Origin of the sequence: Bacillus safensis (assembly GCF_039619585.1) — a bacterium.
Taxonomy (GTDB): Bacteria; Bacillota; Bacilli; order Bacillales; family Bacillaceae; genus Bacillus; species Bacillus safensis.
This window is the reverse complement of sequence record NZ_CP154909.1, coordinates 1,653,732-1,676,282: the sequence shown is the minus strand read 5'-3', so window position 1 is coordinate 1,676,282 and position 22,551 is coordinate 1,653,732. Positions and strand designations below refer to the sequence as shown.

At 41.0% G+C, this 22,551-nt stretch carries 26 protein-coding genes and 1 pseudogene; 9 read left to right on the top strand and 18 right to left on the bottom strand.

Features of this window, described 5'->3' with window-relative positions:
- Window positions 1-211: 211 nt before the first annotated feature.
- From AAYR28_RS08495 to AAYR28_RS08475, 5 genes are all read right to left on the bottom strand, one after another.
- Window positions 212-424, bottom strand: a complete 213-nt coding sequence (locus AAYR28_RS08495; protein ID WP_003212415.1) for a hypothetical protein — start codon at window positions 422-424, stop codon at window positions 212-214.
- 79 nt (window positions 425-503) lie between these two features.
- Complete coding sequence (locus AAYR28_RS08490; protein ID WP_120206983.1) at window positions 504-824, bottom strand: YmzC family protein; 321 nt, start codon at window positions 822-824, stop codon at window positions 504-506.
- Between the two features lie 162 nt (window positions 825-986).
- Window positions 987-1,208 carry an RNA chaperone Hfq gene (gene hfq / locus AAYR28_RS08485; protein ID WP_024424088.1) on the bottom strand — a complete coding sequence of 74 codons (222 nt, stop codon included), beginning with the start codon at window positions 1,206-1,208 and terminating at the stop codon, window positions 987-989.
- A 25-nt stretch (window positions 1,209-1,233) separates the two neighbouring features.
- Window positions 1,234-2,190 carry a tRNA (adenosine(37)-N6)-dimethylallyltransferase MiaA gene (gene miaA / locus AAYR28_RS08480; RefSeq protein ID WP_041109148.1) on the bottom strand — a complete coding sequence of 319 codons (957 nt, stop codon included), beginning with the start codon at window positions 2,188-2,190 and terminating at the stop codon, window positions 1,234-1,236.
- A 70-nt stretch (window positions 2,191-2,260) separates the two neighbouring features.
- Window positions 2,261-2,662, bottom strand: a complete 402-nt coding sequence (locus tag AAYR28_RS08475) for a YmaF family protein (protein ID WP_041084774.1) — start codon at window positions 2,660-2,662, stop codon at window positions 2,261-2,263.
- Window positions 2,663-2,766: 104 nt separating this feature from the next.
- On the opposite strand from AAYR28_RS08475, the gene AAYR28_RS08470 reads away from it, so the two are divergent.
- The 6 genes and pseudogenes from AAYR28_RS08470 (at window position 2,767) to AAYR28_RS08450 (ending at window position 4,387) form a co-directional block, all read left to right on the top strand.
- Complete coding sequence (locus AAYR28_RS08470) at window positions 2,767-3,030, top strand: hypothetical protein (RefSeq protein ID WP_025093279.1); 264 nt, start codon at window positions 2,767-2,769, stop codon at window positions 3,028-3,030.
- A 134-nt stretch (window positions 3,031-3,164) separates the two neighbouring features.
- A pseudogene (locus tag AAYR28_RS19055) lies at window positions 3,165-3,242 on the top strand (TetR/AcrR family transcriptional regulator); the annotation flags it as partial.
- A 3-nt stretch (window positions 3,243-3,245) separates the two neighbouring features.
- The gene (locus tag AAYR28_RS08465) at window positions 3,246-3,410 is read left to right on the top strand and encodes a hypothetical protein (protein WP_235183638.1); all 165 of its coding nucleotides are present in this window, start codon (window positions 3,246-3,248) and stop codon (window positions 3,408-3,410) included.
- 12 nt (window positions 3,411-3,422) lie between these two features.
- Window positions 3,423-3,683, top strand: coding sequence for a hypothetical protein (locus tag AAYR28_RS08460; protein WP_224426513.1), 261 nt, complete (start codon window positions 3,423-3,425; stop codon window positions 3,681-3,683).
- Window positions 3,684-3,685: 2 nt separating this feature from the next.
- Window positions 3,686-4,003 carry a DMT family transporter gene (locus AAYR28_RS08455; RefSeq protein ID WP_024424092.1) on the top strand — a complete coding sequence of 106 codons (318 nt, stop codon included), beginning with the start codon at window positions 3,686-3,688 and terminating at the stop codon, window positions 4,001-4,003.
- A 15-nt stretch (window positions 4,004-4,018) separates the two neighbouring features.
- Window positions 4,019-4,387, top strand: coding sequence for a DMT family transporter (locus AAYR28_RS08450; RefSeq protein ID WP_024424093.1), 369 nt, complete (start codon window positions 4,019-4,021; stop codon window positions 4,385-4,387).
- 46 nt (window positions 4,388-4,433) lie between these two features.
- Here AAYR28_RS08450 and AAYR28_RS08445 read toward each other — a convergent pair whose 3' ends face one another.
- Entirely contained in the window at window positions 4,434-4,883 is a 450-nt protein-coding gene (locus AAYR28_RS08445) for an OsmC family protein (protein WP_024427036.1), read from the bottom strand.
- 76 nt (window positions 4,884-4,959) lie between these two features.
- Window positions 4,960-5,694, bottom strand: coding sequence for a poly-gamma-glutamate hydrolase family protein (locus tag AAYR28_RS08440; RefSeq protein ID WP_025093280.1), 735 nt, complete (start codon window positions 5,692-5,694; stop codon window positions 4,960-4,962).
- Between the two features lie 584 nt (window positions 5,695-6,278).
- Between AAYR28_RS08440 and AAYR28_RS08435 the strand changes: the two genes are divergently transcribed.
- Window positions 6,279-7,604, top strand: coding sequence for a S8 family peptidase (locus AAYR28_RS08435; RefSeq protein ID WP_098676900.1), 1,326 nt, complete (start codon window positions 6,279-6,281; stop codon window positions 7,602-7,604).
- 89 nt (window positions 7,605-7,693) lie between these two features.
- Here AAYR28_RS08435 and AAYR28_RS08430 read toward each other — a convergent pair whose 3' ends face one another.
- From AAYR28_RS08430 to AAYR28_RS08415, 4 genes are all read right to left on the bottom strand, one after another.
- A complete protein-coding gene (locus AAYR28_RS08430) occupies window positions 7,694-8,842 on the bottom strand; it encodes a Rap family tetratricopeptide repeat protein (RefSeq protein ID WP_024427032.1) in 1,149 nt (382 codons plus the stop codon).
- A gap of 161 nt (window positions 8,843-9,003) precedes the next feature.
- The gene (locus AAYR28_RS08425; protein WP_120206985.1) at window positions 9,004-9,753 is read right to left on the bottom strand and encodes a poly-gamma-glutamate hydrolase family protein; all 750 of its coding nucleotides are present in this window, start codon (window positions 9,751-9,753) and stop codon (window positions 9,004-9,006) included.
- A gap of 310 nt (window positions 9,754-10,063) precedes the next feature.
- On the bottom strand, window positions 10,064-10,537 hold the full coding sequence (locus tag AAYR28_RS08420) for a CarD family transcriptional regulator (protein ID WP_024424099.1): 474 nt from the start codon (window positions 10,535-10,537) through the stop codon (window positions 10,064-10,066).
- A gap of 245 nt (window positions 10,538-10,782) precedes the next feature.
- Window positions 10,783-11,040, bottom strand: coding sequence for a hypothetical protein (locus AAYR28_RS08415; protein ID WP_024427031.1), 258 nt, complete (start codon window positions 11,038-11,040; stop codon window positions 10,783-10,785).
- Window positions 11,041-11,108: 68 nt separating this feature from the next.
- On the opposite strand from AAYR28_RS08415, the gene AAYR28_RS08410 reads away from it, so the two are divergent.
- Both AAYR28_RS08410 and bslA read left to right on the top strand, forming a co-directional pair.
- Entirely contained in the window at window positions 11,109-11,513 is a 405-nt protein-coding gene (locus AAYR28_RS08410; protein ID WP_024427030.1) for a hypothetical protein, read from the top strand.
- Window positions 11,514-11,636: 123 nt separating this feature from the next.
- Complete coding sequence (gene bslA / locus AAYR28_RS08405) at window positions 11,637-12,161, top strand: biofilm surface layer hydrophobin BslA (protein WP_024424102.1); 525 nt, start codon at window positions 11,637-11,639, stop codon at window positions 12,159-12,161.
- 36 nt (window positions 12,162-12,197) lie between these two features.
- On the opposite strand, the gene mutL is transcribed toward bslA, so the two are convergent.
- From mutL to tdh, 7 genes are all read right to left on the bottom strand, one after another.
- Entirely contained in the window at window positions 12,198-14,099 is a 1,902-nt protein-coding gene (gene mutL / locus AAYR28_RS08400; protein WP_345808970.1) for a DNA mismatch repair endonuclease MutL, read from the bottom strand.
- A 21-nt stretch (window positions 14,100-14,120) separates the two neighbouring features.
- A complete protein-coding gene (gene mutS, locus AAYR28_RS08395; RefSeq protein WP_224426514.1) occupies window positions 14,121-16,697 on the bottom strand; it encodes a DNA mismatch repair protein MutS in 2,577 nt (858 codons plus the stop codon).
- A 124-nt stretch (window positions 16,698-16,821) separates the two neighbouring features.
- The gene (cotE, locus tag AAYR28_RS08390) at window positions 16,822-17,367 is read right to left on the bottom strand and encodes an outer spore coat protein CotE (protein ID WP_024424105.1); all 546 of its coding nucleotides are present in this window, start codon (window positions 17,365-17,367) and stop codon (window positions 16,822-16,824) included.
- Window positions 17,368-18,051: 684 nt separating this feature from the next.
- Window positions 18,052-18,486: a RicAFT regulatory complex protein RicA family protein gene (locus tag AAYR28_RS08385; RefSeq protein WP_008358013.1), complete on the bottom strand. Its 435-nt coding sequence runs from the start codon at window positions 18,484-18,486 to the stop codon at window positions 18,052-18,054.
- Between the two features lies 1 nt (window position 18,487).
- Window positions 18,488-20,014, bottom strand: a complete 1,527-nt coding sequence (miaB, locus tag AAYR28_RS08380; protein WP_024427027.1) for a tRNA (N6-isopentenyl adenosine(37)-C2)-methylthiotransferase MiaB — start codon at window positions 20,012-20,014, stop codon at window positions 18,488-18,490.
- A 150-nt stretch (window positions 20,015-20,164) separates the two neighbouring features.
- Window positions 20,165-21,343 (bottom strand): glycine C-acetyltransferase, encoded by a 1,179-nt coding sequence (locus tag AAYR28_RS08375; protein ID WP_111927410.1) that lies wholly within the window; start codon window positions 21,341-21,343, stop codon window positions 20,165-20,167.
- On the bottom strand, window positions 21,343-22,407 hold the full coding sequence (gene tdh, locus AAYR28_RS08370; protein WP_034281903.1) for an L-threonine 3-dehydrogenase: 1,065 nt from the start codon (window positions 22,405-22,407) through the stop codon (window positions 21,343-21,345). Before tdh ends, AAYR28_RS08375 begins: the two co-directional genes overlap by 1 nt.
- Window positions 22,408-22,551 lie beyond the last annotated feature (144 nt).

The following is a 22,551-nucleotide window of genomic DNA, read 5'->3' as shown; positions in this document are numbered from 1 at the left end:
TAGTATACTATGTTTTTTCAAAACACAACATATAGATGTTCGAAACGAAAAAAATCAACCAACCCGGCCGAACCTTCATAGCCGAACTCGTACGTTCAAATAAATAGAGCAGAACAGGATCTAAAAATAGACTGCTCTACTCCCTATTCAACTGAAACCGAAATCTATCATAACACGAAAAAAAATCGCTTAGTAGACTAGACTTTTTGTTTTATTTTTTGTAGGCATCGCACTGTAAATCTTCTGACACTTCTGTAATTTCTACTTCAACACCTAATTCTTTTAGCACCGCTTCAAGCGCAGAGACGATTGAAGCTTCTCTCACTAATTCTTTCCCATTTACAGAAACACTCGTTCCATATTCGAAACAGGAATCGTCTTCACAAGTTTGTTCCCAATGATTAATTTTAATTTTATGTGTCATGAACTCATCCTTTTCTGTCTAGATGTCTGATGCATGATTATAGTGTAGCGGCTTCACATTCATTTGTAAATTTACGTGCTTACTCTTCTTCATCAGAGCCATCATCATATTCTTCGTCGTCCCATTCATCTATGTATTTCGTTGTAACGAGAGTCAGCTCTCCTTCTTTTTCATCAAACCGGTACACATGTACTTGATCATCTTTCACAACAGCAAAATGATTATTTTTTAGTGCAGCAGATGATGGTAAAATTCCATCTGCATTTTCATGAGAATGGTTATTCCAACTTTCTTGTCTCGTTTCAATGTTTGAGATAGCGCACGATCCAAACAAGACAACAATTCCAATCAAAAGGAGGATCACTCTAATCCTTCTTAATTCAAGCTCTGCATTTTCCATATGAATCCCCTCACCCTTCTAATATCCAATAAGGAATTATACGGAAAATTGGCAGAAAAGTTTCATTGCATACAAAATAGCCCCTCTGCACTGACAAAAAACGTAGCGGGTTCCGGCCGGTTTATTCGCAGAGGCATGGGGCTATTTTAAATACAACATATCCTATTCTAATTCTAGATTTACATTCTTTTGAGGTGCAAATGTAGAAATGGCGTGTTTATAAATAAGCTGCTGCTTCCCTTCTGTTTCAAGCAGCACCGTGAAATTGTCAAACCCTTTCACTTGACCGCGAAGCTGAAAGCCATTCAGCAAGAATACTGTGACAAATGTATTGTCTTTGCGGATCTGATTCAAAAACTGCTCCTGAATATTAATCGGTTTCATGTTTCGTCCTCCTTGATTCTGATAACTACAGTTTCGCTTTAAGTCCAAGCTTTCCTGCTATATATGCGAAAATTTCCTCTTTTTTGTCTGAAAAGTGGCAAGGCGGTGTCATATCAAACCAAGTGACCGCCATTTTATTACGGAACCACGTGAACTGACGCTTCGCATATCTACGGGAATTTTGCTTTAATTGCCCGATGGCTTCATCAAGTGAGCAGTCACCTTGAAAATAGGCATACAGCTCTTTATAACCAATGGCTTGAACAGACTGACAATCCTTCAAGCCAGATTGATAAAGTGCTCTCACTTCTTCAATCAAGCCCTCATCTATCATCATATCAATTCTTTGATGAATGCGCTCGTACAAAACCTCTCGATCCATTTTCAGCCCAATGAAGGCTGTATCATAAAGAGGAACTTCTTGATGCCCGTTTTGCATCTCCGACATTTTCTGACCTGTTGTATGAATCACTTCCAGCGCCCGGATCACGCGGCGGACGTTATTTGGATGAATAGCGTTTGCCGCATCAGGATCTACTGCCTTTAGCTTTTCGTGCAGCAAAAGCGCGCCGTGCTGCTGTTCAAAGAGCGTCATTTCTTCTCTAAAAGCAGGATCACTTTTCTCATCCGTAAATGTGTAATCATATAAAACAGATTGGATATAGAGGCCTGTTCCGCCGACAATCATTGGCGTTTTCCCTCTAGCGGCAATCTCTTTGATTTTCGAACGAACCAGCTGCTGAAATTCAGCTGTCGAAAAAGATTCGTCCGGCTGTTTAATATCAATTAAATGGTGCGGGATGCCATTCATTTCTTCAGGAGTGATTTTAGCTGTTCCGATATCCATCCCTTTATAAATCTGCATAGAATCCCCGCTGATAATCTCTCCATTAAATGCTTTGGCTATATCAATGCTCAATTTGGTTTTGCCGACAGCCGTCGGCCCTACTAACACGATTACTGGCTGCTTCGCTTTATTCATAACATCACTCACTTTTACAAAACTGCCTACAGTATAGCATAACTTTTCTTACTCTCCTATATGCTGCCCATCACCAGCCAAGCGGTTCGTTTCCAACCACTTCATATGTTTTTCCTTTTAAACGATGCTTATGGGTTGGCCGATTCTCATCTGGACTATAGACGACACCTCCATATGGGATGGGAACAGAATCGAGATAGGCAGAATAGGTGACTTCCTCAATCTCGTGATAATGCGTTCCATCCACTCTCGGAATTGCAGGCCCTGTGATGCCGTAGTACCTGTGGAAGTGCCCTCTTTCAAAGGAGGTGATCCCCCGATAAAAATGAGTATGCCGGTCGGTACTGCTTCCATTTACAGGCTGAGAAATACCCTCTATTAAATGATAATGCCCCTCCGTTACATCTGTACGTGCTTTATATGCATGAGCATGCGGCGGACATTTTGCCCAATCAGATGGATACAGGCCCATTTCTAACATTCCTCCTTATATTAGGCGTTCACCCAAACATCTGTAGGCTGCTGGAATACACTGATGTCAGTTACAGTGATTTTATGAGAAAGGAGCCTTTTATTATGAATTATTTTGACGCCCCTCCGTTTATTCAAGAAGACATGAGAAGACCTTTTGGATTTGGGTTTGGCCGACCTGGTTTTGGCTTTGGGAGACCTGGTTTCGGATTTGGCCGCCCAGGCTTTGGCTTTGGAAGACCTGGATTCTTTGGACCTCCATTTTTAGGTGGTTTTGCTGGCGGCCTGCTTGCTGGATCTTTGCTTGCTCCAGGATTTGGATATCCTTATCCGCCATTCCCGCCATATGGACCATACCCTTGGTATTAAATATGACGTTTAAGTGAAAACATCCGTTCATAAAATGAATCGATTGACACACTCTTTTTTCATGGGTTAACATTTACTTTACCGACTGTTCAGTAAAGTAGGTGTTTTTTTATGTCTAAAACCAAAAAAAGCAAATTTTTGATGCAGCTGCCAGTACGATTTTAAAAGAAAGGTTAAGCCAGCTCACCCTTCAGCAGGTGGCAGAGCATGCAAATATGACCAAAGCCGGTCTGCTTTATCATTTTTCAAGCAAGGAAGAGCTCATCCAACAAATGAATGAGCATGCGATTCTTTGCTTTCGTCAGCAGCTCGAGACGTATTACGAAACATACAAACACGAAAAAGCGCCTTATGTACGCGCATATCTATTGGCCACATGACATGATTTAAATATGCAGCATACGACCCAGCTATGTACAAGTATGCTGGCTACCATGTCATTTGATGATGCGCTGCTGCACCCTTGGCGTGCTTTTTATGCGGAGTTCAAAGAAAAAGCAGCTGAGGAAATAAGCGATCCTGTACTGAGTCAGCTGATCCGCCTTGCATGTGAGGGGATATGGTTTTCAGAAATGTTTCAGCTAGAACCGCTGAAAAGAGAGGAAAAAAACCTTTTACTTCATCGGATTTTACACCTATTAGAGGAGGGATGATCATGATCCTCGGATATCTTTTTTTGGCTGTGGCCATTTTTTCAGAAGCCATTGGCGCCGCGATGTTAAAATTATCTCATGGCTTTACGCGCTGGAAGCCTAGCGCGGTTGTTGTGGCTGGCTATACACTTGCTTTTTATATGCTGTCATTGACGCTCAATATCATTCCGCTAAGCATGTCTTACGCAACATGGTCTGGGGTTGGTACGGTCCTCACGGCTATTTTTGGCGTGCTCTTTTTCAAAGAAACCTTGAACCAAAAAGCAGTCATTGGCATGGCGATGCTTGTCTCAGGGGTCGTACTATTAAATATGTCATAAAGGATGTGAGAGATGATGAAAGGAATACTCTACTTAACAGGAGCCATTTTGACGGAGGTTTTTGGCAGTACAATGCTGAAGCTTTCTCAAGGCTTTTCGCAGCTGCTGCCGAGTATCGGGGTACTGATCGGATTTGGATGTGCCTTTACTTTCCTGAGCTTGGCACTTAAAACCATCGAGCTCTCGTCTGCCTATGCAACCTGGTCTGGCGTTGGAACAGCTCTCACTGCTCTTGTAGGACTTGTGCTGTTTAACGAAACGATCAGCACGAAAGGCTACATCGGCCTTGCACTTGTCATCTGCGGCGTGATTGTCTTAAATCAATCCAAGAAGCAAAAGAACGAAACCAAAGCACAACTCGATCAAACCGAATGGACGTCATAAAAAAAGTCATTTTCTCCATATTTCTAGAGAAAATGACTTTTTTGTTTTAACGGCCGACTTGAATGGTTTCTTCTAAGGAAATATTCACATTCCCCTGAACAGCTCTTGAAATCATACATGAGCTTTCGGCTTTATGCGCAAGCTTTCGGGCCAGCTCAATATCATGTGCGGAAGCGGACTCTTTGAGGGTGATGACAGGCCGATGAATGATTTCCTCATAAGTAAACACGCCATTTGTCACATCTACGACGGCTTCAGAGCTCATCGATAGATCCTCTTTCTCTAATTGACTCCGCTCCATCATGGCTGCAAGTGTAATGATATAACACGTAGCCGCTGCACCTAAGAGCATCTCATCTGGATTGGTTCCAATACCTGGACCGTCCATTTCCTTTGGAATCGAAATCTTTGTTTTTAATTGTTCACATGCGATTGTACCCACATCGTTACGCAGACCGGGCCAGCTTGCCTGAAGATGAAAATGATGACGCGCCATATCCGTCTCTCCTTTTGTTATCACTGTTCATAGTGTAACAAGAATTCCACTCCTTGTCTTAACATGTGCACAGCCCTTACGTATATTCTTCATCCAGCACTGTCCGAATCGCCCTGACATAACGATAGAATGTCTCGTTTTTTGTACTTGATCGCCTCCGAAAATCGAAACTATCAAATAAAGCTTCACGCTGACTTCTACTAATCTCAAGCTGCACACTTTGCCCTGTTTTTGTAAGATTATTAATATTATGATTGCTTGTCCCGCTCAGGGTTGCGTGTGCGACAGCTAGTTCAGCAGAAAATCCGTTCCGCTCTAATGAGCTCACAATTTTCTCTGCACGATCGTAATCTGTTCCGCCGACGAGAGTATGGTCAATTCCTTCCTCGCCTTTGTATCCATGCACTGCTAAGATGTAATCATGTGCTTTTGCCTGCGCGACGCCGATTGGCTCATCAAAGTTTGTACTTGTAATATGAAGTTCTGATGCATTCTCTCTTAGACCTTCAAATAAATACGTCGAAAAATCGTTGTCAAAAAAATGGACGATCTCGCTCACGCCGCCTTCGATCCTCCCGCCATGAGGTGACATCACAAGAAGGCGGCTGCCAGGCACTGGGTTGGCTGTAATGTTATAGCTGCTTGTTGATTCGTTTTCTTCAAGTTCTTTAAAATTTCGATAAATATCATTTGAACCGCTTTCGTCTTCCCCACCTGATGACACTGGCTCATCATGTTCCTGTGCTTGCATAGTATAATAAACGCCCCATCCGATCGCAAGCAGGAGAAGCAAAGCAAAAAACTTCTTCATTCCCGTTCTCCTTTAACAGATTTCTAAGCCGTTTCTATGATTTATATTGAATCATCATTTCTTATCATTTTTTCCACATTTTCTCTTCACGTTTGATCATAACACTCTAGATCATGAGATTCCTCAAAAATAAGATAATTGCATTTATATACACAGAAACGCCTCTCCTCTTTGAAAACAGAGTTAGAATAGTATGACAAAAAAATGACGTTATGTTTAATATGACCTAGTCCTATCCAGTCTGTTTTCTTTAATTCGGCTTTTTTTGATAAGGATTTGATGTTTTCCATCTGTCACGCATCACATTTATATGAGCATTGACCCTGTCCACAGCCCTCCTTTTTCTGCAAAATCCTTTGTTTCACTGGTTCTCTCAGAAGAACTCTCCCACCTATCATCGGCAGATTCTACGTGAATTCCACCTTTTTCTATTATTTTACAAAATGTAAGCGCTTTTCTTTTTTGAAAGACATAAGCAAGCCGCCAATATAAAGAAAAGGAGGGACAAGAATCCGAACCAAGCAGTTCTCATTCTCATAACGTATGAGTGTACGAGAATGGATAGCTGGAATGGAGGGCATCACATGTTTGGATTTTCTATGGTGCAGATGGTCAGAACACATGCTAGTAAACTAGATCAGCCTTTAAGAGAGACCGTTCTTCACCTTTATAAACCTTTTAAATGGACGCCATGCTTTCTTCATCGTTTTTTCGAAGGCAGACTGAAGAAGAAAAAGAAGCTTCGTGTGATCATTGAATTTAAGGAAGGTGCAGCCGAGGCAGGGATTCAAAGCACAAAGCGGCTCATGAAAAAAAGCAGAAAAACAAATATAAAACGGCATTTTTCACATATCGACTGCTGTGCTGCTGATTTAACGCCTGCTGCTTTAGAGGAGCTATTAGCAAACGGTGAGCATATTCGTAAAATTTATTTAGACCGGAAAGTTCATGCGCTGCTGGATGTAGCCACACAAGCAAGCCATGCTGAAGAAGTCATCCGAAACGGGACAACTTTAACAGGAGAAGGCATTACGGTCGCTGTCATTGACACGGGAATTTATCCACATGAAGATTTAGATGGAAGAATTCGAGATTTTGTGGATTTAGTCAAACAAAAAACAAAGCCTTATGATGATAATGGCCACGGTACTCACTGCGCGGGAGATGTCGCTGGAGATGGAGCCGCCTCAGACGGCTTATACAAAGGACCTGCCCCAAAAGCAAATCTGATTGGCGTGAAAGTGTTAAATAAACAAGGGGCTGGATCACTTTCTACTATTATAGAAGGTGTTGAATGGTGCATACAATTCAACGAAGACAACCCCGATGATCCGATTCATATTATCAGTATGTCGCTGGGCGGAGCTGCGCAGCGTTATGATGACGAACAGGACGATCCAATGGTGCGTGCTGTCAATGCGGCTTGGGATCAAGGGATTGTTGTATGCGTCGCTGCCGGAAACTCTGGCCCTAACAGCCAGACGATTGCAAGCCCTGCTGTCAGTCAAAAAGTCATTACGGTCGGAGCCTACGATGACAGGAATACACCAGAATCAAGTGACGATGTCGTGGCACCGTTTTCAAGCAGAGGACCGACGGTTTACGGGGAGGCAAAGCCTGATATCCTCGCACCAGGAGTAAACATCGTTTCTCTCAGATCACCACGATCCTTTTTGGATAAACTTGATAAATCAAGCAGAGTTGATCATGATTATACAACGTTATCTGGCACATCGATGGCAACACCGATTTGTGCTGGTATTTGCGCTCTACTACTAGAGCATTCACCAAATTTAACACCGGATGAAGTCAAAACCCTGTTAAAAGAAAATACAAGCAAGTGGTCTGGGGATGACCCGATGGTTTATGGAGCAGGTGCAATTGACGCAGAAAAAGCAATCAAAGAATAAAGAAAAAAGCCCTTTACGTTTTGCGTAAAGGGTGTTGTTTGTCTCATTTTTAAGTGTGAAGTCTTTCATCTACTTGAGCAGCTGACATGTTATGCTTCGTTCTCATACATCTCATCTCCTTTTTGAATGTGCGTACGCGCTTCGATCACAATCTCAAAAAAAGTGGAGGATTCCTTGTACATGTCGCGTTCCTTATAATAATTAGCCGCATCAAGTGCTAATTCCTCTAAATCAGCAAACATTTTTTTATTTCTTAGACCAAAAAGGGCCGACCTCAATTGCTCACAGCCGTCTTTCTCTATATAGAGCGCCTGCAAAAATTGGAATTTCAACTGATAAATTTCATCTTCCAATACACAAGCCTCTTTCATTCCTGTAGATATGGCCTCGCCTGCCCGCTTGATATCTCCGAGTTTAAAACAAGTAAGGGCAAGTGAAAACAACGATTTGATCATCGTGGATGCTTGATCTTTCTGATAAAGTGAAATGGCTTGTTCAAAAAAGACAGTCGCTGTATGGTACGTTCCCATACTATAATGACAAGTGCCTAAGTTATTAAGCGCCATTGCTTTAAAGTAAGATGTGCATTCTTTTTGTTCCATCGCTTCACAGACCTTTAACGCTTTTTCTAAATAAGGAAGCGCTTTTTGATACTGATTAACATCAATCCAATTACCTGCCATGACAAAATCACATTGAATGCTTCTTTTTCCATAAAGCTGATGTTTCTTGTAGATGTCTCTTGCCTTTTTAGCGTAGTGCATGGAGAAATAGGTTTGTTTCATATGATAGTATACTTCTGCAATTTTATAGTAAAATTCTGCTTTTTCGATCTCATCTGTCACTAAAATCAGTTGATGTTCAGCATGCTTGTAATATGAAATGGCCTCGATATACCGGCGCTGGATAAACGCATACATTCCATGAAAAAAATGAAAATAATAGCCGAGTAAGCCTGTCATTTCATCTTCTGCATCGTCAATTTCTTTAGGAAAGGACACTGCTTGAAGCGTTTCACTCCCTGCATGGACTGGCGCTAAGTGCTGAAGCATCATTTGATGGCGAAAATCCATTAGAGAATAGTATAGGAGTAAATCTTGATCCTCTTCCATATCATGAATTTCTTCTTCAACAAGGCGCTTCATGCCGTTTGCCTGTTCAACTTCAAATTTGCAAATATGCGTGTACCATTGATTGATCTTTACACCTACTTCGGAAGATGGTATTTTGTGTGCCATCCACTTCAGCCCCATTCTATCATATCAAACTGATAACTATTATTTTACATAATTTATGTTTTCAAGGCAAATTGTAAGTTATTACATATTTTATGTTCAAATCGCATATTCCTATCTTTTTTACCAAGTTTAAATAGAGTACTTTTGCCCATCAAACTTTTTTACGCAGACGGATCGAATTCTCTTAGTACTTCTTTTAATGCATTAATATAGCGTCTAAATGCTTTTTTCTTTTCTTTTCTCGTCTCAAAATTATCAAAAAAAGCTTCTCTTTGCGCTGTACTAATTTCGAGCTGAACACTTTCACCACTCGCATTTCGATTATTTATATTTTTGGGATCTGTACCAGAAAGCCGTTCGCCTTTTTGTACCATTTCTGCGGAAAATCCCCGATCTTTTAGTTCTCGTACAACTGCTCTTTGCATTTTTTCATTTGTGCCGCCAACGAGCGTGTGTCTTTTATCACTTTTATAGCCGTGGATGGAAATTGAAAAAGGATACGTTTTAATCATTTGAACCAAAATGGGTTCATCAAAATTGGTACTCGTGATATGCAGGTCCCGGTTATTGTCTTGCTTTGTACCTTCAAACAAATACGTAGAGTAGCTTTCTTGAAAGGCTTCTACAATTTCACTTGTTCCTGGTTCAATGTCACCTCCATGAGGAGAAAATACAAGTAAATCACTTCCGCCCTTTTCGTGAAATTCTATCTCATAACCGTCTCTTTCATATCGCATGAGCTGTTTAAAGCTTTCATATTGATCGCCTTGTTTTCGCTCTTTTCGATACTTTTCTACCTCTTGATGATGCTGCTTTTGCTCTTTTTTTTCTTGAACAGAATGGCTGCATTTCACCATTAAAAGAGTACACAGAATAAGAAAGATGAATCCACATATTAGTAACCTTTTCATTTCACCGCTCCTTTTTTCTCTTAGGTGTCATCTTACCGCAATATTTTACTATCAATGGCTTAGAAAATTCAAAGGTTGTCCGGCTCATTTGAATGAATCAGGAGAAGTTACCTGTTTTTCATATGATCTAGGTATTTCAGAGGTCTTTAAATTTTTGTTGTGAACGTAAAAACTAAATCGTATGACCTCATTTCAATTTTAGTTAAAACCACCTACAAAAATGGCAATATTACTCTTTTTTTCAAACAAAAAAGCTGTAAACAAAAGAAGTAGTCCCCTTCAGTTTACAGCTAGTCTCTGTATATCATCATTACATTCTTAATTCATTCTCTAAAGCTGTCATCACTTCATCTTGCGTCAGTCCCTGTGCAAGTGAAATCTCACTCACTAACATGCCTCTTGCATCTTCAAGCATCTTCTTTTCACTTGAATTTAACGCTTTCTTCTGATTTCGTCTCATTAGATCTTTGACAACGTCTGCACCATCTTCGATCGCACCTGTTTTTAGCTTTTTCAGATTTTCATCATATCTTTGCTTCCAAGTAAGCGTGTCGTCGTTTGTTTCTTCTGCAAAATTGTTCATCACAACTTTCAGCGTTGCTTGATCTGCTACCGGACGTATACCTAGTTGATTGATTCTGCCTTTTGGGACCATCATCTGCATATTCGGCATTTGAATCAGGAAATATTCCTGTGTCTTACCTAAAATCTCTTTTTCTTCCATTCCTTCAATCACACCGGCTCCATGCATTGGATAAACAATTTTATCACCTATTTGAAACAAATCCGCCACCTCCGAAAGTATTCACAATATCATTATAACACATTTCGTCAGAGGATAAAAATTTATATTTTATCATGTTAATTTAGCACTAGTCAATTCTTTTTATTTGAGTTTTTTTAGAAAAAGCCTTTTTTTATAAAAGAAGCATGAGCATCCAGTCCTCATGACTCTTTCTTGCATATACTAGCATTGAGTCACATTTAGGAGGGATGACAATGTGCAAATGCAAGTGCAAACATTCCCACTCACACTGCCATAAAAAGCATGACGATCATTGCCATGAGGATCCATGTAAAGAAAAAAAGTTTTGTCATAAAAAAGATAAATGGTTTGAGAGCGATTTTTGGGATACCTCTCGAAGCTACGATCCCTGTTATTTTCCTAAAAGTGTCTGCAGCAGATGTAAAAAGCGTCGCAGAAGAAGACACAGCTATACAATTTAACGCTTGACGCTTTACCTGCTTTTCCTTTTCCCGGCTGAAAAGCCGGTTTTTTTCTTTCATATGGATAGGCTCATGAAGCAGATCTGTCTCATAGGATATGGCAACCTGACATAAAGGATGAGATATACATGAACGATATGAACAGCCAAATGAATCATTATCACCAAGAAAATCCCTATCACACATTTGAAAATGTGTATACAGCCAATCATGAGCATATGGTCGCGCCAAACATGCATGATCATATGAATATGCCAAACCATTATCATAGCGGCAAAAAAGATATGTATAACGCGCACCATCCACATCATCATTCAGTTTATTCACCGTTCCCAAACCAGCATGATACCTTTTCAAAGCATGTTCCAATGAAGGATCACCATCATCTAGGCCATTATGGTGGATATGGAATGATGCCACACCATCCATATGGTTATCAAGATATGCATATGATGATGCCAACAAACCAGCAAATGCCAGGCCATTATTACGGAATGAATCAACCAAATGCGCTTTTTCCCCGCTATTACTAAAGAATGACAAAATAAGGGTATAATATCCCATTTAATACCATATGGTAATATGGTAACATTATAGGTAAATAATGGGTGTAATCATCTATTATTTACCTATATTCAACAAGGGGGAAGGAAAAAATGAAAAAAACGTGGACGATTCTTATGATGGGGATGCTCACATTGGTTATGGCGCTGTCTGTACCGCTTTCTGCATCTGCTGAGGAAGCCGGCAAAGCAACAACCAATGCAAAACCAGCTGCACTTTACGCAAAAATTACAGGAGCAAGTAAGCAGGAATGGTCTTTTTCTGACATTGAGCTGACGTACAGCCCAAATTCTGTTCTAAGTCTTGGTGCGGTTGAGTTCACTCTGCCAAAGGGTTTCCAAGCAACGACGAAAGACATTATGAACGGTAAAGCATTAAAAGACAGCTACATTTTGAACAACGGACAAACCGTTCGTATTCCGCTCAGACTGGATTTACTTGGAATTTCCAAATATACATTAAAGCTTTCACATAAAGTACTCCCTGCTGCAGGTACATACACGTTCCGTGCAGAAAATCGAGCCATCAGCATCGGTTCCACATTTTATGCAGAAGATACGATTGATATTAATACACGGCCAGTTGTGGTCACACCGCCAGATCCTTGCGGATGCTAAATAAAAAAGCGCTCTGATTAGAGCGCTTTTTTTATATCACATCACCCGTTTAAACATCTTCTCCATCTCATATGTCGAGTGATGAATGATGATCGGCCGGCCGTGCGGACAGGTGAATGGGTCCTTCGTTTGCCGAAGTTCATCTAATAAGGCTTTGATTTCATCATGACGCAAATGACGATTTGCTTTGATTGAGCCTTTACAGCTCATCATAATCGCCGCTTCTTCTCTTAGTTTCTTGATATCAACACGTTTTTCATCAAGCACTTGCTCTATAATCTCTTCGATCAGTTCAGCCTCTTCACCTTTTGGAAACCACTGCGGATGCGACCGAACGATGTAGCTACCTGAACCAAAGGGCTCTAAGAAGACCCCCACTTTCGCTAAAATATCCTTATGCTCTTCAATGATCAGCATATCGTTTTTAGAGTAGTGAAATGTTAAGGGGACGAGCATTTCTTGCACTTCCTGTTCGATCTCTCCCACCTTCTCACGATAATACTCATACTTGATTCGCTCTTGAGCCGCATGCTGGTCGATGATATAAAGCCCTCGTTCATTTTGAGCCAAAATATATGTGCCATGCATTTGCCCAATTGGATACATCACAGGGACGCGTTCGTTTTCAGGAATCGTTTCTGTCACATCTTCATGCAGTACCGTCTCTTCATATTCAAGTGAAGCTGCGGATTCCTCTAAATGAACACGCTCAGATGAGGCTTCTTCATAAAATACTGGTGATGATGCTTCTGCCTTCTCTTGTTTAGGCATTCCGTATGCATCGGTATGACTTGTCTCGTATACGACCGACTCGTGCGGCTCCGGCTGATAGGTTAGCGGTGTTTCCGCTGGGCTTGAGTTCCTTTGTTTCGCATCAAAGGTTAAGGATTGCTGCTCATTTTTCACAGCTGGCATTGGTGCTTTTTTTGGTACTGAAGCACTTGGAATGAGCTGCTGCTTTTGAAATACTTCCTTAATTCCTTGTTTAATCAGATCATGAAGTTCCTGTTCTTTACTTAGCCTCACCTCTAGCTTCGATGGATGAACGTTCACGTCCACTAGAATGGGATCCATCTTCATCTCAATGAATGTAATTGGATGACGGCCAATCGGAAGCAGCGTGTGATACCCTTCATGGATTGCTTTCACGAGCGGAAAATGTTTGACATATCGGCCGTTTACAACAGAAGACATATAATTCCGTGATGCCCTCGTCACTTCTGGTAAGGAAATATATCCTTTCACTTCAAAATCAAGTGATTGTACGTGAAGCGGCAGCATTTTTTTAGCCACAGCTGTCCCGTAAATGGCCGCAAGTACATGACGCACATCTCCGTTTCCATTCGTCTGTAGCAGAACTTTCCCCTGATGACGCAAACGGATCGATACTTCGGGATGAGCTAGCGCAATTCGATTGACAACATCCGATATATTGCCAAGTTCCGTATGAACGGTTTTCATGTATTTTAGGCGGGCTGGCGTATTGTAAAATAAATTGGTGACCACAATCTCGGTGCCGCGGCGGCCAGAGGTTTTTTTCTCTGAAATAATCTTCCCGCCTTGCAAAGCTAAGTGTGTCCCAGCTCCTTCACCAGTACTTGTTTTCATTTCTAGGTGAGAGACGGATGCAATACTTGGCAGCGCCTCTCCCCTGAATCCGAGGGTTCTGACACGAAACAGATCATTTTCGTCTTTGATTTTACTCGTTGCATGGCGCTGGAAGGCGAGCTTACAATCTTCAGCATCGATTCCAACACCATTATCAATAATCCTGATAGAAGAAAGACCTGCTTCTTCTACATCGATTTCAATGACTGTACTTTTTGCATCGATCGCATTTTCCACAAGCTCCTTTACAACAGAAGCCGGACGCTCGACCACTTCACCTGCAGCAATTTTATTGGATAGGTCATCGGATAACTGAATAATCTTTGCCATTTCTGCTCACCTCACCTTACATTATAATTTCTTTTGCAATTCATACAGCTTTGTCATTGCTTCAAGCGGCGTCATATCCATTAGGTTGTAAGACTTTAATTCGTCGATGACCGCTTGATCCTTCTGTTTTAGCGCAGCTTTCGGCTGCGGTTTTTCTTCTACTTCAAAGAAAGAAAGCTGCTGTTTTTCTACAGTCTTTTCTGCTTTTGGTGCCGCAGATACGGTTGGAGTCACGTCATGTGATCCGCTCTCAAGCTCCGTTAAAATAGTCTGGGCTCTATTAATGATGGCATCAGGCAATTCAGCAAGCTGCGCTACATGAATACCATAGCTTTTATCAGCTGCACCTTCTTTGATTTGATGTAAGAAAACGACCGTGCCTTCATGCTCTTCAGCTCGCACATGAACATTTTTCAGCTCGCTTAATTGGGATTCAAGGACAGTGAGCTCATGGTAATGTGTAGAAAATAGGGTTTTGGCCCCAATATGATCATGAACAAATTCAATGATCGCCTGCGCAAGAGCCATTCCATCATAGGTGCTTGTCCCGCGTCCAATTTCATCAAATAAAATCAAGCTGTTTTTCGTTGCATGCACCATCGCATTTTTTGCTTCGAGCATCTCTACCATAAAAGTACTTTGACCAGAAATCAAATCATCTGCTGCACCAATACGTGTAAAGATTTGATCGAAGATTGGAAGCGTCGCCTTTGACGCAGGAACGAAGCAGCCAATTTGCGCAAGAATTGAGATGAGCGCCATTTGTCTCATATACGTACTTTTCCCTGACATATTCGGTCCAGTGATGAGTAAGGTTTGTCTGCCTTTTCCCATATGGCAGTCATTCGGTACATATTCCTGGTGATCCAGCACTTTTTCAACGACAGGGTGACGGCCATCTTTGACATCCACGTCATCCTCTGAGAATTCCGGCCGGATATAACGGCGCTTTTCACTGACAGTCGCAAAGCATTGAAGCGCATCAAGCTCGCTCATTTGTTTTGCAAGCAGCTGTAATCTAGGAATATAGCCTTTTACTTGCTCCCTGAGAGCTGTAAATAGTTCATATTCCAATTCGTTAATATTTGATTCTGCTTCAAGAATCAGTGCTTCTTTTTCTTTTAATTCAGGTGTGATATACCGCTCTGCATTGGCAAGCGTTTGTTTTCTTTCGTAACGCCCTTCCTCCAGCAGATGTGTATTTGCGCGTGTCACTTCGATATAATAACCAAACACTTTATTAAACCCGACTTTTAAGGAGCGAATGCCGGTATATTCTCTTTCCTGCTGTTCAAGCCGTGCAATCCAGTCCTTTCCGTTTCGGCTGGCATCACGGTATTCATCTAATTTTGCATTGTAGCCATCTTTAATCAAATTGCCTTCTTTTATCGTCATCGGCGGATTTTCATGAAGTGCATCTTCTAATAAATCAAGCAAATCACCACAAGGATCAATCTCATTCGCTCTTGATTTTGCCATTTCTTCTGGTAATGAATGAACGAGTTGTTTAATATCCGGTACTTGTTTTAAGGATTCTTTGAGCTGGATGAGATCACGGGCATTCACGTTGCCAAATGCCACGCGGCCCGCTAAACGCTCAAGATCATATACTTGCTTTAATCGTTCGCGCAGATCCTCTCGCTCAAAGAAATGATCCATCAAGATTTGCACCATTTCCTGACGCTCATTAATTTGCGAAAGGCGAATAAGCGGCCGGTCGATCCATTGCTTGAGCAGTCTGCCGCCCATCGCTGTTTTTGTTTCATCTAACAGCCATAATAAAGAGCCTTTTTTGCTTTTTGAACGAATCGTTTCTGTTAATTCAAGGTTTCGTTTTGAGTAAAGATCGATTTTCATCGTTTGTTCAAGCTCAAACACTTGAACCTTCTGAAGATGATCCAAGCTTCTTTTTTGCGTTCTTCTTAAATAGGCATAAAGTGTTAAAAATGACGTTTTTAACTTTTCGTCTAGATGGGAAACGAGCCGTTCAGCTTCATCTAATAATTCATCACTATCTTCGTATGAAATAGTTGCTTGGCAGCGTTCTTTAAGGGTTTTGATTGTTTCCTCATCCAGCTGCTTTGACACCACAATTTCTTTTGCACCGACAGAATAAATTTCTGATACGACTTCATCTAATCGATCGATGAAAGCTGCCATGTTTTCACCTGTTGATAAATCAGACAGCGCAAGACCGTACCCATTTTGAAAGCTGGTAACAGACGCAATAAAGTTGTTCTCGTTTTCACTTAAACCTTTACCATCCATGACGGTTCCTGGTGTAATCAGTTGAACGACTTCCCTTTTGACTACACCTTTTGCTGTTTTAGGGTCTTCCACCTGCTCACAAATGGCGACCTTGTAGCCTTTTGAAATCAACTGTTCTATGTATGCAGAAGCAGAATGATAAGGAACGCCGCACATTGGAATTGTGCCGCCGTCTCTGCTTGTTAACGTAATTTCTAGTTCTTGCGCCGCTTCCTTTGCATCATCAAAAAACATCTCATAAAAATCGCCTAGGCGAAAAAATAAAAAGGCATCTTGATAATCTGCCTTGATCTTTAAATATTGCTGTATCATGGGCGTATAACTTGCCATATTTCTAATCCCTCACTATATTACTTTCGAATTCATACCATCTCTAATTATAGCATAAAAAATCACCTTTTTTCTCCTAGATCAGGCACAAAAAAACTAGGGGGATATGCGCCCTAGTCATTCCTTACTCTTCTGTCTCACCTGCTAGGAATTCTGGATGAATATCCTCTAACTCCTCATCCACTTCTTCTTCCCACTCGTGATCATCTTTTTCTTTCCAGCTTGAATCGACCTCTACGACAATTTTTGTTTCACCGACTACCTCAGCAATGAATTCACGCTCTGCCTGAACGATAATTTTATTGCCATTTGGAGAAATGGTCACTTCTAAGCAATTGGGCTGCTGCAATACTTTCGCAATTACTTCGTGCTCATCATCAAGGAAATTTTTATCTTTATATCTCAGTTTAATGATGTCTACATACTTCACACGCTCTGTGACGACTTCTGTTTTCGTGTTGTCGGCGTAAGAGTACCATACGTTAATATCAAATGTTCCTTCGATCTCAACGGTTTTACCGACCTTTTCAGCATCATACTTATGATTAATGATCCAACCACCTAGGATGCTGGTTGGTTTTTGCGATGGAGAAATGGTGTGTGTGCTTTGGGTGAATTTCCTCCCTTTTGCAACCACCGCTTTTGTAATAATTTCTCTGTATTCAGACATTCCGGCATGCCTCCTTGTTCTTGATCGTTTTATCTTATGCTGGGCATTCGTCTAGTGTGTCACGATTTTGAACTTCATGTTCAATTAAATTCATTTCTGTTTCAGTGTATGCATGGTCGCCCATAAACTTGCCTTGAAAATTGGAAAAGTTGGAGAGTGAGAGGTTTGGAGGTTGATTGGAATAGAAGGTTGTGGTTTAATGATGAAGTCACAGTCCCTTTAGGAGGGGCTATTTATAAAAATCAACATTCGATTTTCTTTATATTTAAAATTAGATTTAAAAATAATAAAGAATATCATTAAAAAATATATCCACTTTTTTTAGTTTGTATTACGTGTTTTATGAAGAAATAAGGTAACCATAGAAAATAAAAAAGGGGCTGTGACATCAACAAATTGTTGATGTCACAGCCTATAAAATATAAATTACATATAAGGTGAAGTGAGTTTTTAGTGACCACAAAGATCTCACCTTTAATGAGGTATTATGCGGTTTTCTACTATTCCGTATTAGTTTTCCTTAATTTTAGAACGCAAGAAATCTCATCTATTTCTGTTATACATGACTTATAGCAACATTTAAGCGTTATAAACCTATAATGCCAAGGGATTTTAAATACTAAACTACAAATTACAAATAAATAAGAGTCCACAAACAAAAAACCCCGCATCTGCGGGGTTTTCTCATTTAATGGAGCAACTTGGTGATGAGTTTTTCACTTTTGAACCGGTTTCTCCTAATAAGAGATCACCGCCGGTTGAAAGAATGATTTCATCTGTTACTTGATTCGAAATCGTGTGCGCTACAAGTTGAAGCAGGGAATTGACTTCCATTTGTGATTCTTTGAATTCTTGAATCACTGGGATGTCATCCAGTTCTTCTTGCAGGGCATCGATTTTTTCTTCGACTTGTTTTAAGGCTTCATGTTTGCCGTAATGCTTTAAGTTCACAGCTTGTTTTTGAAGCGCCTTAATTTGATTAATAATCGTTGAAATTTTTGTATTTTCATTGATTTGCGCTTCTGCTTTTTTGAAGAAATCAACTTCTTCCGTTTCAGAAATCATTTTAGCGAGCTCTCTTGCACGCTCGACAATCTCTTTCTTTGAATAAAGTGTCATTTTAATTCACCTCGATAGCTTCTCCAACCATTTCTCCGTCAAGAGACCAAGTTTTGGCTTGTGTGATTTTCACTTTGACGATGTTGCCAATCGCTTCTTTTGGTGCTTTAAAATTCACAAGCTTGCTTTTACTTGTATATCCGGCTAGGATCTCAGGGTTGTTCTTACTTTCACCCTCTACTAATACTTCGACAATCTGCCCTTCATATTCCTTCATTTTTTTCGCAGAAATTTCATTCACAAGTGCATTTAGGCGCTGCAGACGTTCTTTTTTCACACGCATTGGCACGTTGTCTTTCATTTTCGCTGCAGGCGTTCCTTCTCTTGGAGAATAAATGAATGTATAAGCAGCATCAAACTCAACCTCACGATAGAGGGAAAGTGTTTCTTCAAACTGCTCATCTGTTTCATTTGGGAACCCAACAATAATGTCCGTTGTTAATGAAGCATTCGGCATAGCTTCTTTGATTTTGCGCACAAGATCAAGGTAACGCTCACGGTCATATTTTCTCGCCATAAGTTTCAGCACAGAAGAACTTCCGGATTGAACTGGCAGGTGAATATGATCGAGAAGGTTTCCGCCCTTGGCAAGCACTTCAATTAAGTGATCATCAAAATCACGCGGGTGGCTTGTTGTAAAACGGATACGCGGAATATCAATTTTTCGCAGCTCATCCATCAGGTGGCCAAGACCATATTCCATATCTTCAAAATCTTTTCCATATGCATTCACGTTTTGACCAAGAAGGGTAATTTCCTTATATCCTTCTGCCGCTAAACGTCTGACCTCTTGAATAATTTCATCTGGGCGGCGGCTTCTTTCCTTGCCGCGCGTGTAAGGCACGATACAGTATGTACAGAATTTATCACAGCCGTACATAATGTTCACCCAGCCCTTGATTTTACCTTGTCGGGCTCTTGGAAGGTTCTCAATCACGTCGCCTTCTTTTGACCAAACCTCAATGACCATTTCTTTTGAAAGGTAGCATTCAGATAACAGCTCTGGCAGGCGGTGAATGTTGTGCGTGCCAAAAATCAAGTCAACAAATGGGTGTTTTTTCAAAATACGGTTCACGACAGATTCTTCTTGTGACATACATCCGCAGACACCTAAAATTAAATCTGGCTTTTCACGCTTTAATGCTTTTAAATGTCCAAGCTCTCCAAACACTTTATTTTCTGCATTCTCACGAATCGCACAAGTGTTTAATAAGATAACATTTGCATCTTCCGTTGAGTTTGTTGGTTCATAGCCAAGCGCCATAAAAATACCAGCCATCACTTCTGTATCATGCTCATTCATTTGACAGCCATATGTGCGAATATAAAACTTGCGGCCGTTTCCTAACCCTTGAAACTGCTCGTCAATTTGAAATTGATTGTATTCGACTTCTTCTTTACCCCGTTTTTTTGCATCTTTTAAGGAAGGCGGAATGTACACAGCTTCAAAATATTTGCTGTAGTCCTTCTCGGATTTTTTGTCCGAAGAACTTACTTGTCCGCTCGCTTTTCTCTGCTCTTCATTCATGAATTTGTACTCCTTTCAAACCAAGTTCCACCCTACAGTATAGACTATTTTGTGATGAATTGAAAATAAATCATATACGGTTCTTCTATGAAAATTGCCTATTAGTCATAACCATTTTTCACAAAAAGAAAAAAGAGAGCCTGCGCTCTCTCAATCAAGTATGTTTAGTTTTTTTGCTTCTTCTTCAATGATTGTCAGTGCCCGGTCTAGTTCTTCTTTTGTGTGCTCGGCTGTGATGATGGCTCTAATTCTTGCCTTGCCTTTTGCTACAGTTGGGAAGGCGATGCCTTGGGCAAACACGCCTCGTTCTATTAAAGCCTTTGAGAATCGAAAAGTAAGTGCTTCGTCTCCAATCATGATTGGGATAATCGGTGTCTCTGTTGGGGCGACTTGAAATCCTAGGCTGATGACCTTTTCTTTAAAATAAGCGGCGTTCTCCCAAAGTGTATCGATTCGCTCCGGTTCATCTAACAGCACTTCAATCGCTTCTTCACACGCTCTAGTTACAGCTGGCGGATGAGAGGTGCTGAATAAAAACGGTCTTGCTTTATGCTTTAAATAATCAATTAAAACCGCTGAACCAGCCACATAGCCGCCGAGCACTCCGACAGCCTTGCTAAGTGTCCCGACCTGAATGTGCACTCTGCCGTCGAGTTTAAAATGGTTGACCGTCCCGCGGCCATTCTCGCCAAGCACGCCCGAGGCATGCGCATCGTCTACCATCACAAATGCATCATATGCTTCTGCGAGCCTGACGATCTCAGGAAGTGGCGCGATATCTCCATCCATCGAGAACACACCATCTGTAACGATGAGGCGGACGCGGTAATTCATTGATTTCTTCAAAATCTTCTCCAGCTCTTCCATATTAGAATGACTGTATACTTTCTTATCTGCTTTGGTTAATCGGATTCCATCAATAATGGAGGCATGATTCAGTTCATCTGAAATGACAATATCATCTTTTGTCAGGATACTGGATAAGACCCCTTGGTTGGTCGTAAAGCCTGATTGGAACACAAGAGCAGCTTCTGTCTTTTTAAATGAAGCAAGCTTTTTTTCAAGGCGTTCATGCATTGTCATTGTGCCGGCGATGGTTCGTACAGATCCTGTACCCGCACCGAATTCATCAATCGCCTCTTTTGCTGCTTTCATCAGCCTTGGGTGCGAGGTGAGGCCTAAGTAGTTATTTGAGGAGAGTTGTATGACAGATTGTTCATTTAATGTAACAGTGGATGATTGTTTTGAGTCGATCTCTTTCAAAGTTTGGTGGGTGCCTTGCTGCTTCATTGTGTCCAATTCATCTTGTAAATACGTGAATTCTTTCATCATTTCTTCCCCCTTTGATATGATGGCATCATCAGTACGACTTTTCCGCACGTACCGCTTTGCATAAGTTCAAATCCCTTTTGGAACTCTTCAAATGGCAGTGTATGAGTGACAACTGGCTTTACATCAATGGTATTCGTTCTTAACAGCTCAGATACTTGACGCCACGTCTCAAACATTTTTCTCCCCGTGATCCCTTGCACGGTTAATCCCCTAAAAACAATTTGATTCGTAATATCAATTGTCACTGGCCGTTCTGGCAAGCTTAGTATATTGACTTTTCCTCCATTTGCACAAGCTTCGAGTGCTTGATTAATGGCAGCTGGATGACCTGACATCTCACACATCACGTCTGCCCCTTCCATCCGCGTGAGCTGCTTAATCATCGCGACTGGATCATCTTTTCCAATATCTACAATATGATCTGCACCCATTTTTCGGGCAAGATCGAGCCTGTATTCATTTTTATCAACAGCGAACACTTGAACAGCCCCGGAGGCTTTTGCGACAGCAATTGCCATTAAACCGATTGGTCCGCAGCCAAAAATCGCCACTGACTTACCTGAAACAGGTGTGTGCAGTACAGTATGAACAGCATTTCCTAGCGGCTCTTGTATAGAGGCAAGCTCAACCGGCATTTGGGCTGGATTGTGCCACACATTTTGTTCAGGTACTTTGACATATTCAGCAAAACAGCCATCAATGTCTACCCCTAAAATTTTCGTTTCACTGCACAAATGCTGCTGCCCTGTTAAGCACATATAACATTGATTACATACAACATGCGTCTCAGCCGATACAAAGTCCCCTACCTTTGCTCGTGAGACTTGCTTCCCCACTTTAACAACTTCCCCTGTAAATTCATGTCCAAAAATGTAGGGCGCTTTGACTCTTCCCTTAGCCCAGTCGTCCCAATTATAAATATGCACGTCTGTTCCGCATATCGAAGTGGCTTTCACTTGGATCAAAACTTCATGATTTTTGATTTCTGGAATCGGCATCTCCATCAACGCCGCTCCGTAAGCGCTTTCTTTTTTAACAATTGCTTTCATCGTTCCACACATGACGTACAACCCCTTTGTTAAAAAACTTCTCCCAATCAGATTTTAACACGACTTATTTTAGTCGTAAATACCACTGTCCACTAGATAAATACAAATGAACACCCCACATATTTTTTTGGATATTTTTCTAAAAAAAAAAGCAAA

Bases quoted from the DNA above. Each gene is read 5' to 3' on its own strand.
- AAYR28_RS08495 (WP_003212415.1), bottom strand. From the start codon at position 424: ATGACACATAAAATTAAAATTAATCATTGGGAACAAACTTGTGAAGAC.
- AAYR28_RS08490 (WP_120206983.1), bottom strand. From the start codon at position 824: ATGGAAAATGCAGAGCTTGAATTAAGAAGGATTAGAGTGATCCTCCTT.
- hfq (WP_024424088.1), bottom strand. From the start codon at position 1,208: ATGAAACCGATTAATATTCAGGAGCAGTTTTTGAATCAGATCCGCAAA.
- miaA (WP_041109148.1), bottom strand. From the start codon at position 2,190: ATGAATAAAGCGAAGCAGCCAGTAATCGTGTTAGTAGGGCCGACGGCT.
- AAYR28_RS08475 (WP_041084774.1), bottom strand. From the start codon at position 2,662: ATGGGCCTGTATCCATCTGATTGGGCAAAATGTCCGCCGCATGCTCAT.
- AAYR28_RS08470 (WP_025093279.1), top strand. From the start codon at position 2,767: ATGAATTATTTTGACGCCCCTCCGTTTATTCAAGAAGACATGAGAAGA.
- AAYR28_RS08465 (WP_235183638.1), top strand. From the start codon at position 3,246: ATGACCAAAGCCGGTCTGCTTTATCATTTTTCAAGCAAGGAAGAGCTC.
- AAYR28_RS08460 (WP_224426513.1), top strand. From the start codon at position 3,423: ATGCAGCATACGACCCAGCTATGTACAAGTATGCTGGCTACCATGTCA.
- AAYR28_RS08455 (WP_024424092.1), top strand. From the start codon at position 3,686: ATGATCCTCGGATATCTTTTTTTGGCTGTGGCCATTTTTTCAGAAGCC.
- AAYR28_RS08450 (WP_024424093.1), top strand. From the start codon at position 4,019: ATGAAAGGAATACTCTACTTAACAGGAGCCATTTTGACGGAGGTTTTT.
- AAYR28_RS08445 (WP_024427036.1), bottom strand. From the start codon at position 4,883: ATGGCGCGTCATCATTTTCATCTTCAGGCAAGCTGGCCCGGTCTGCGT.
- AAYR28_RS08440 (WP_025093280.1), bottom strand. From the start codon at position 5,694: ATGAAGAAGTTTTTTGCTTTGCTTCTCCTGCTTGCGATCGGATGGGGC.
- AAYR28_RS08435 (WP_098676900.1), top strand. From the start codon at position 6,279: ATGTTTGGATTTTCTATGGTGCAGATGGTCAGAACACATGCTAGTAAA.
- AAYR28_RS08430 (WP_024427032.1), bottom strand. From the start codon at position 8,842: ATGGCACACAAAATACCATCTTCCGAAGTAGGTGTAAAGATCAATCAA.
- AAYR28_RS08425 (WP_120206985.1), bottom strand. From the start codon at position 9,753: ATGAAAAGGTTACTAATATGTGGATTCATCTTTCTTATTCTGTGTACT.
- AAYR28_RS08415 (WP_024427031.1), bottom strand. From the start codon at position 11,040: ATGAAAGAAAAAAACCGGCTTTTCAGCCGGGAAAAGGAAAAGCAGGTA.
- AAYR28_RS08410 (WP_024427030.1), top strand. From the start codon at position 11,109: ATGAACGATATGAACAGCCAAATGAATCATTATCACCAAGAAAATCCC.
- bslA (WP_024424102.1), top strand. From the start codon at position 11,637: ATGAAAAAAACGTGGACGATTCTTATGATGGGGATGCTCACATTGGTT.
- mutL (WP_345808970.1), bottom strand. From the start codon at position 14,099: ATGGCAAAGATTATTCAGTTATCCGATGACCTATCCAATAAAATTGCT.
- mutS (WP_224426514.1), bottom strand. From the start codon at position 16,697: ATGGCAAGTTATACGCCCATGATACAGCAATATTTAAAGATCAAGGCA.
- cotE (WP_024424105.1), bottom strand. From the start codon at position 17,367: ATGTCTGAATACAGAGAAATTATTACAAAAGCGGTGGTTGCAAAAGGG.
- AAYR28_RS08385 (WP_008358013.1), bottom strand. From the start codon at position 18,486: ATGACACTTTATTCAAAGAAAGAGATTGTCGAGCGTGCAAGAGAGCTC.
- miaB (WP_024427027.1), bottom strand. From the start codon at position 20,014: ATGAATGAAGAGCAGAGAAAAGCGAGCGGACAAGTAAGTTCTTCGGAC.
- AAYR28_RS08375 (WP_111927410.1), bottom strand. From the start codon at position 21,343: ATGAAAGAATTCACGTATTTACAAGATGAATTGGACACAATGAAGCAG.
- tdh (WP_034281903.1), bottom strand. From the start codon at position 22,407: ATGTGTGGAACGATGAAAGCAATTGTTAAAAAAGAAAGCGCTTACGGA.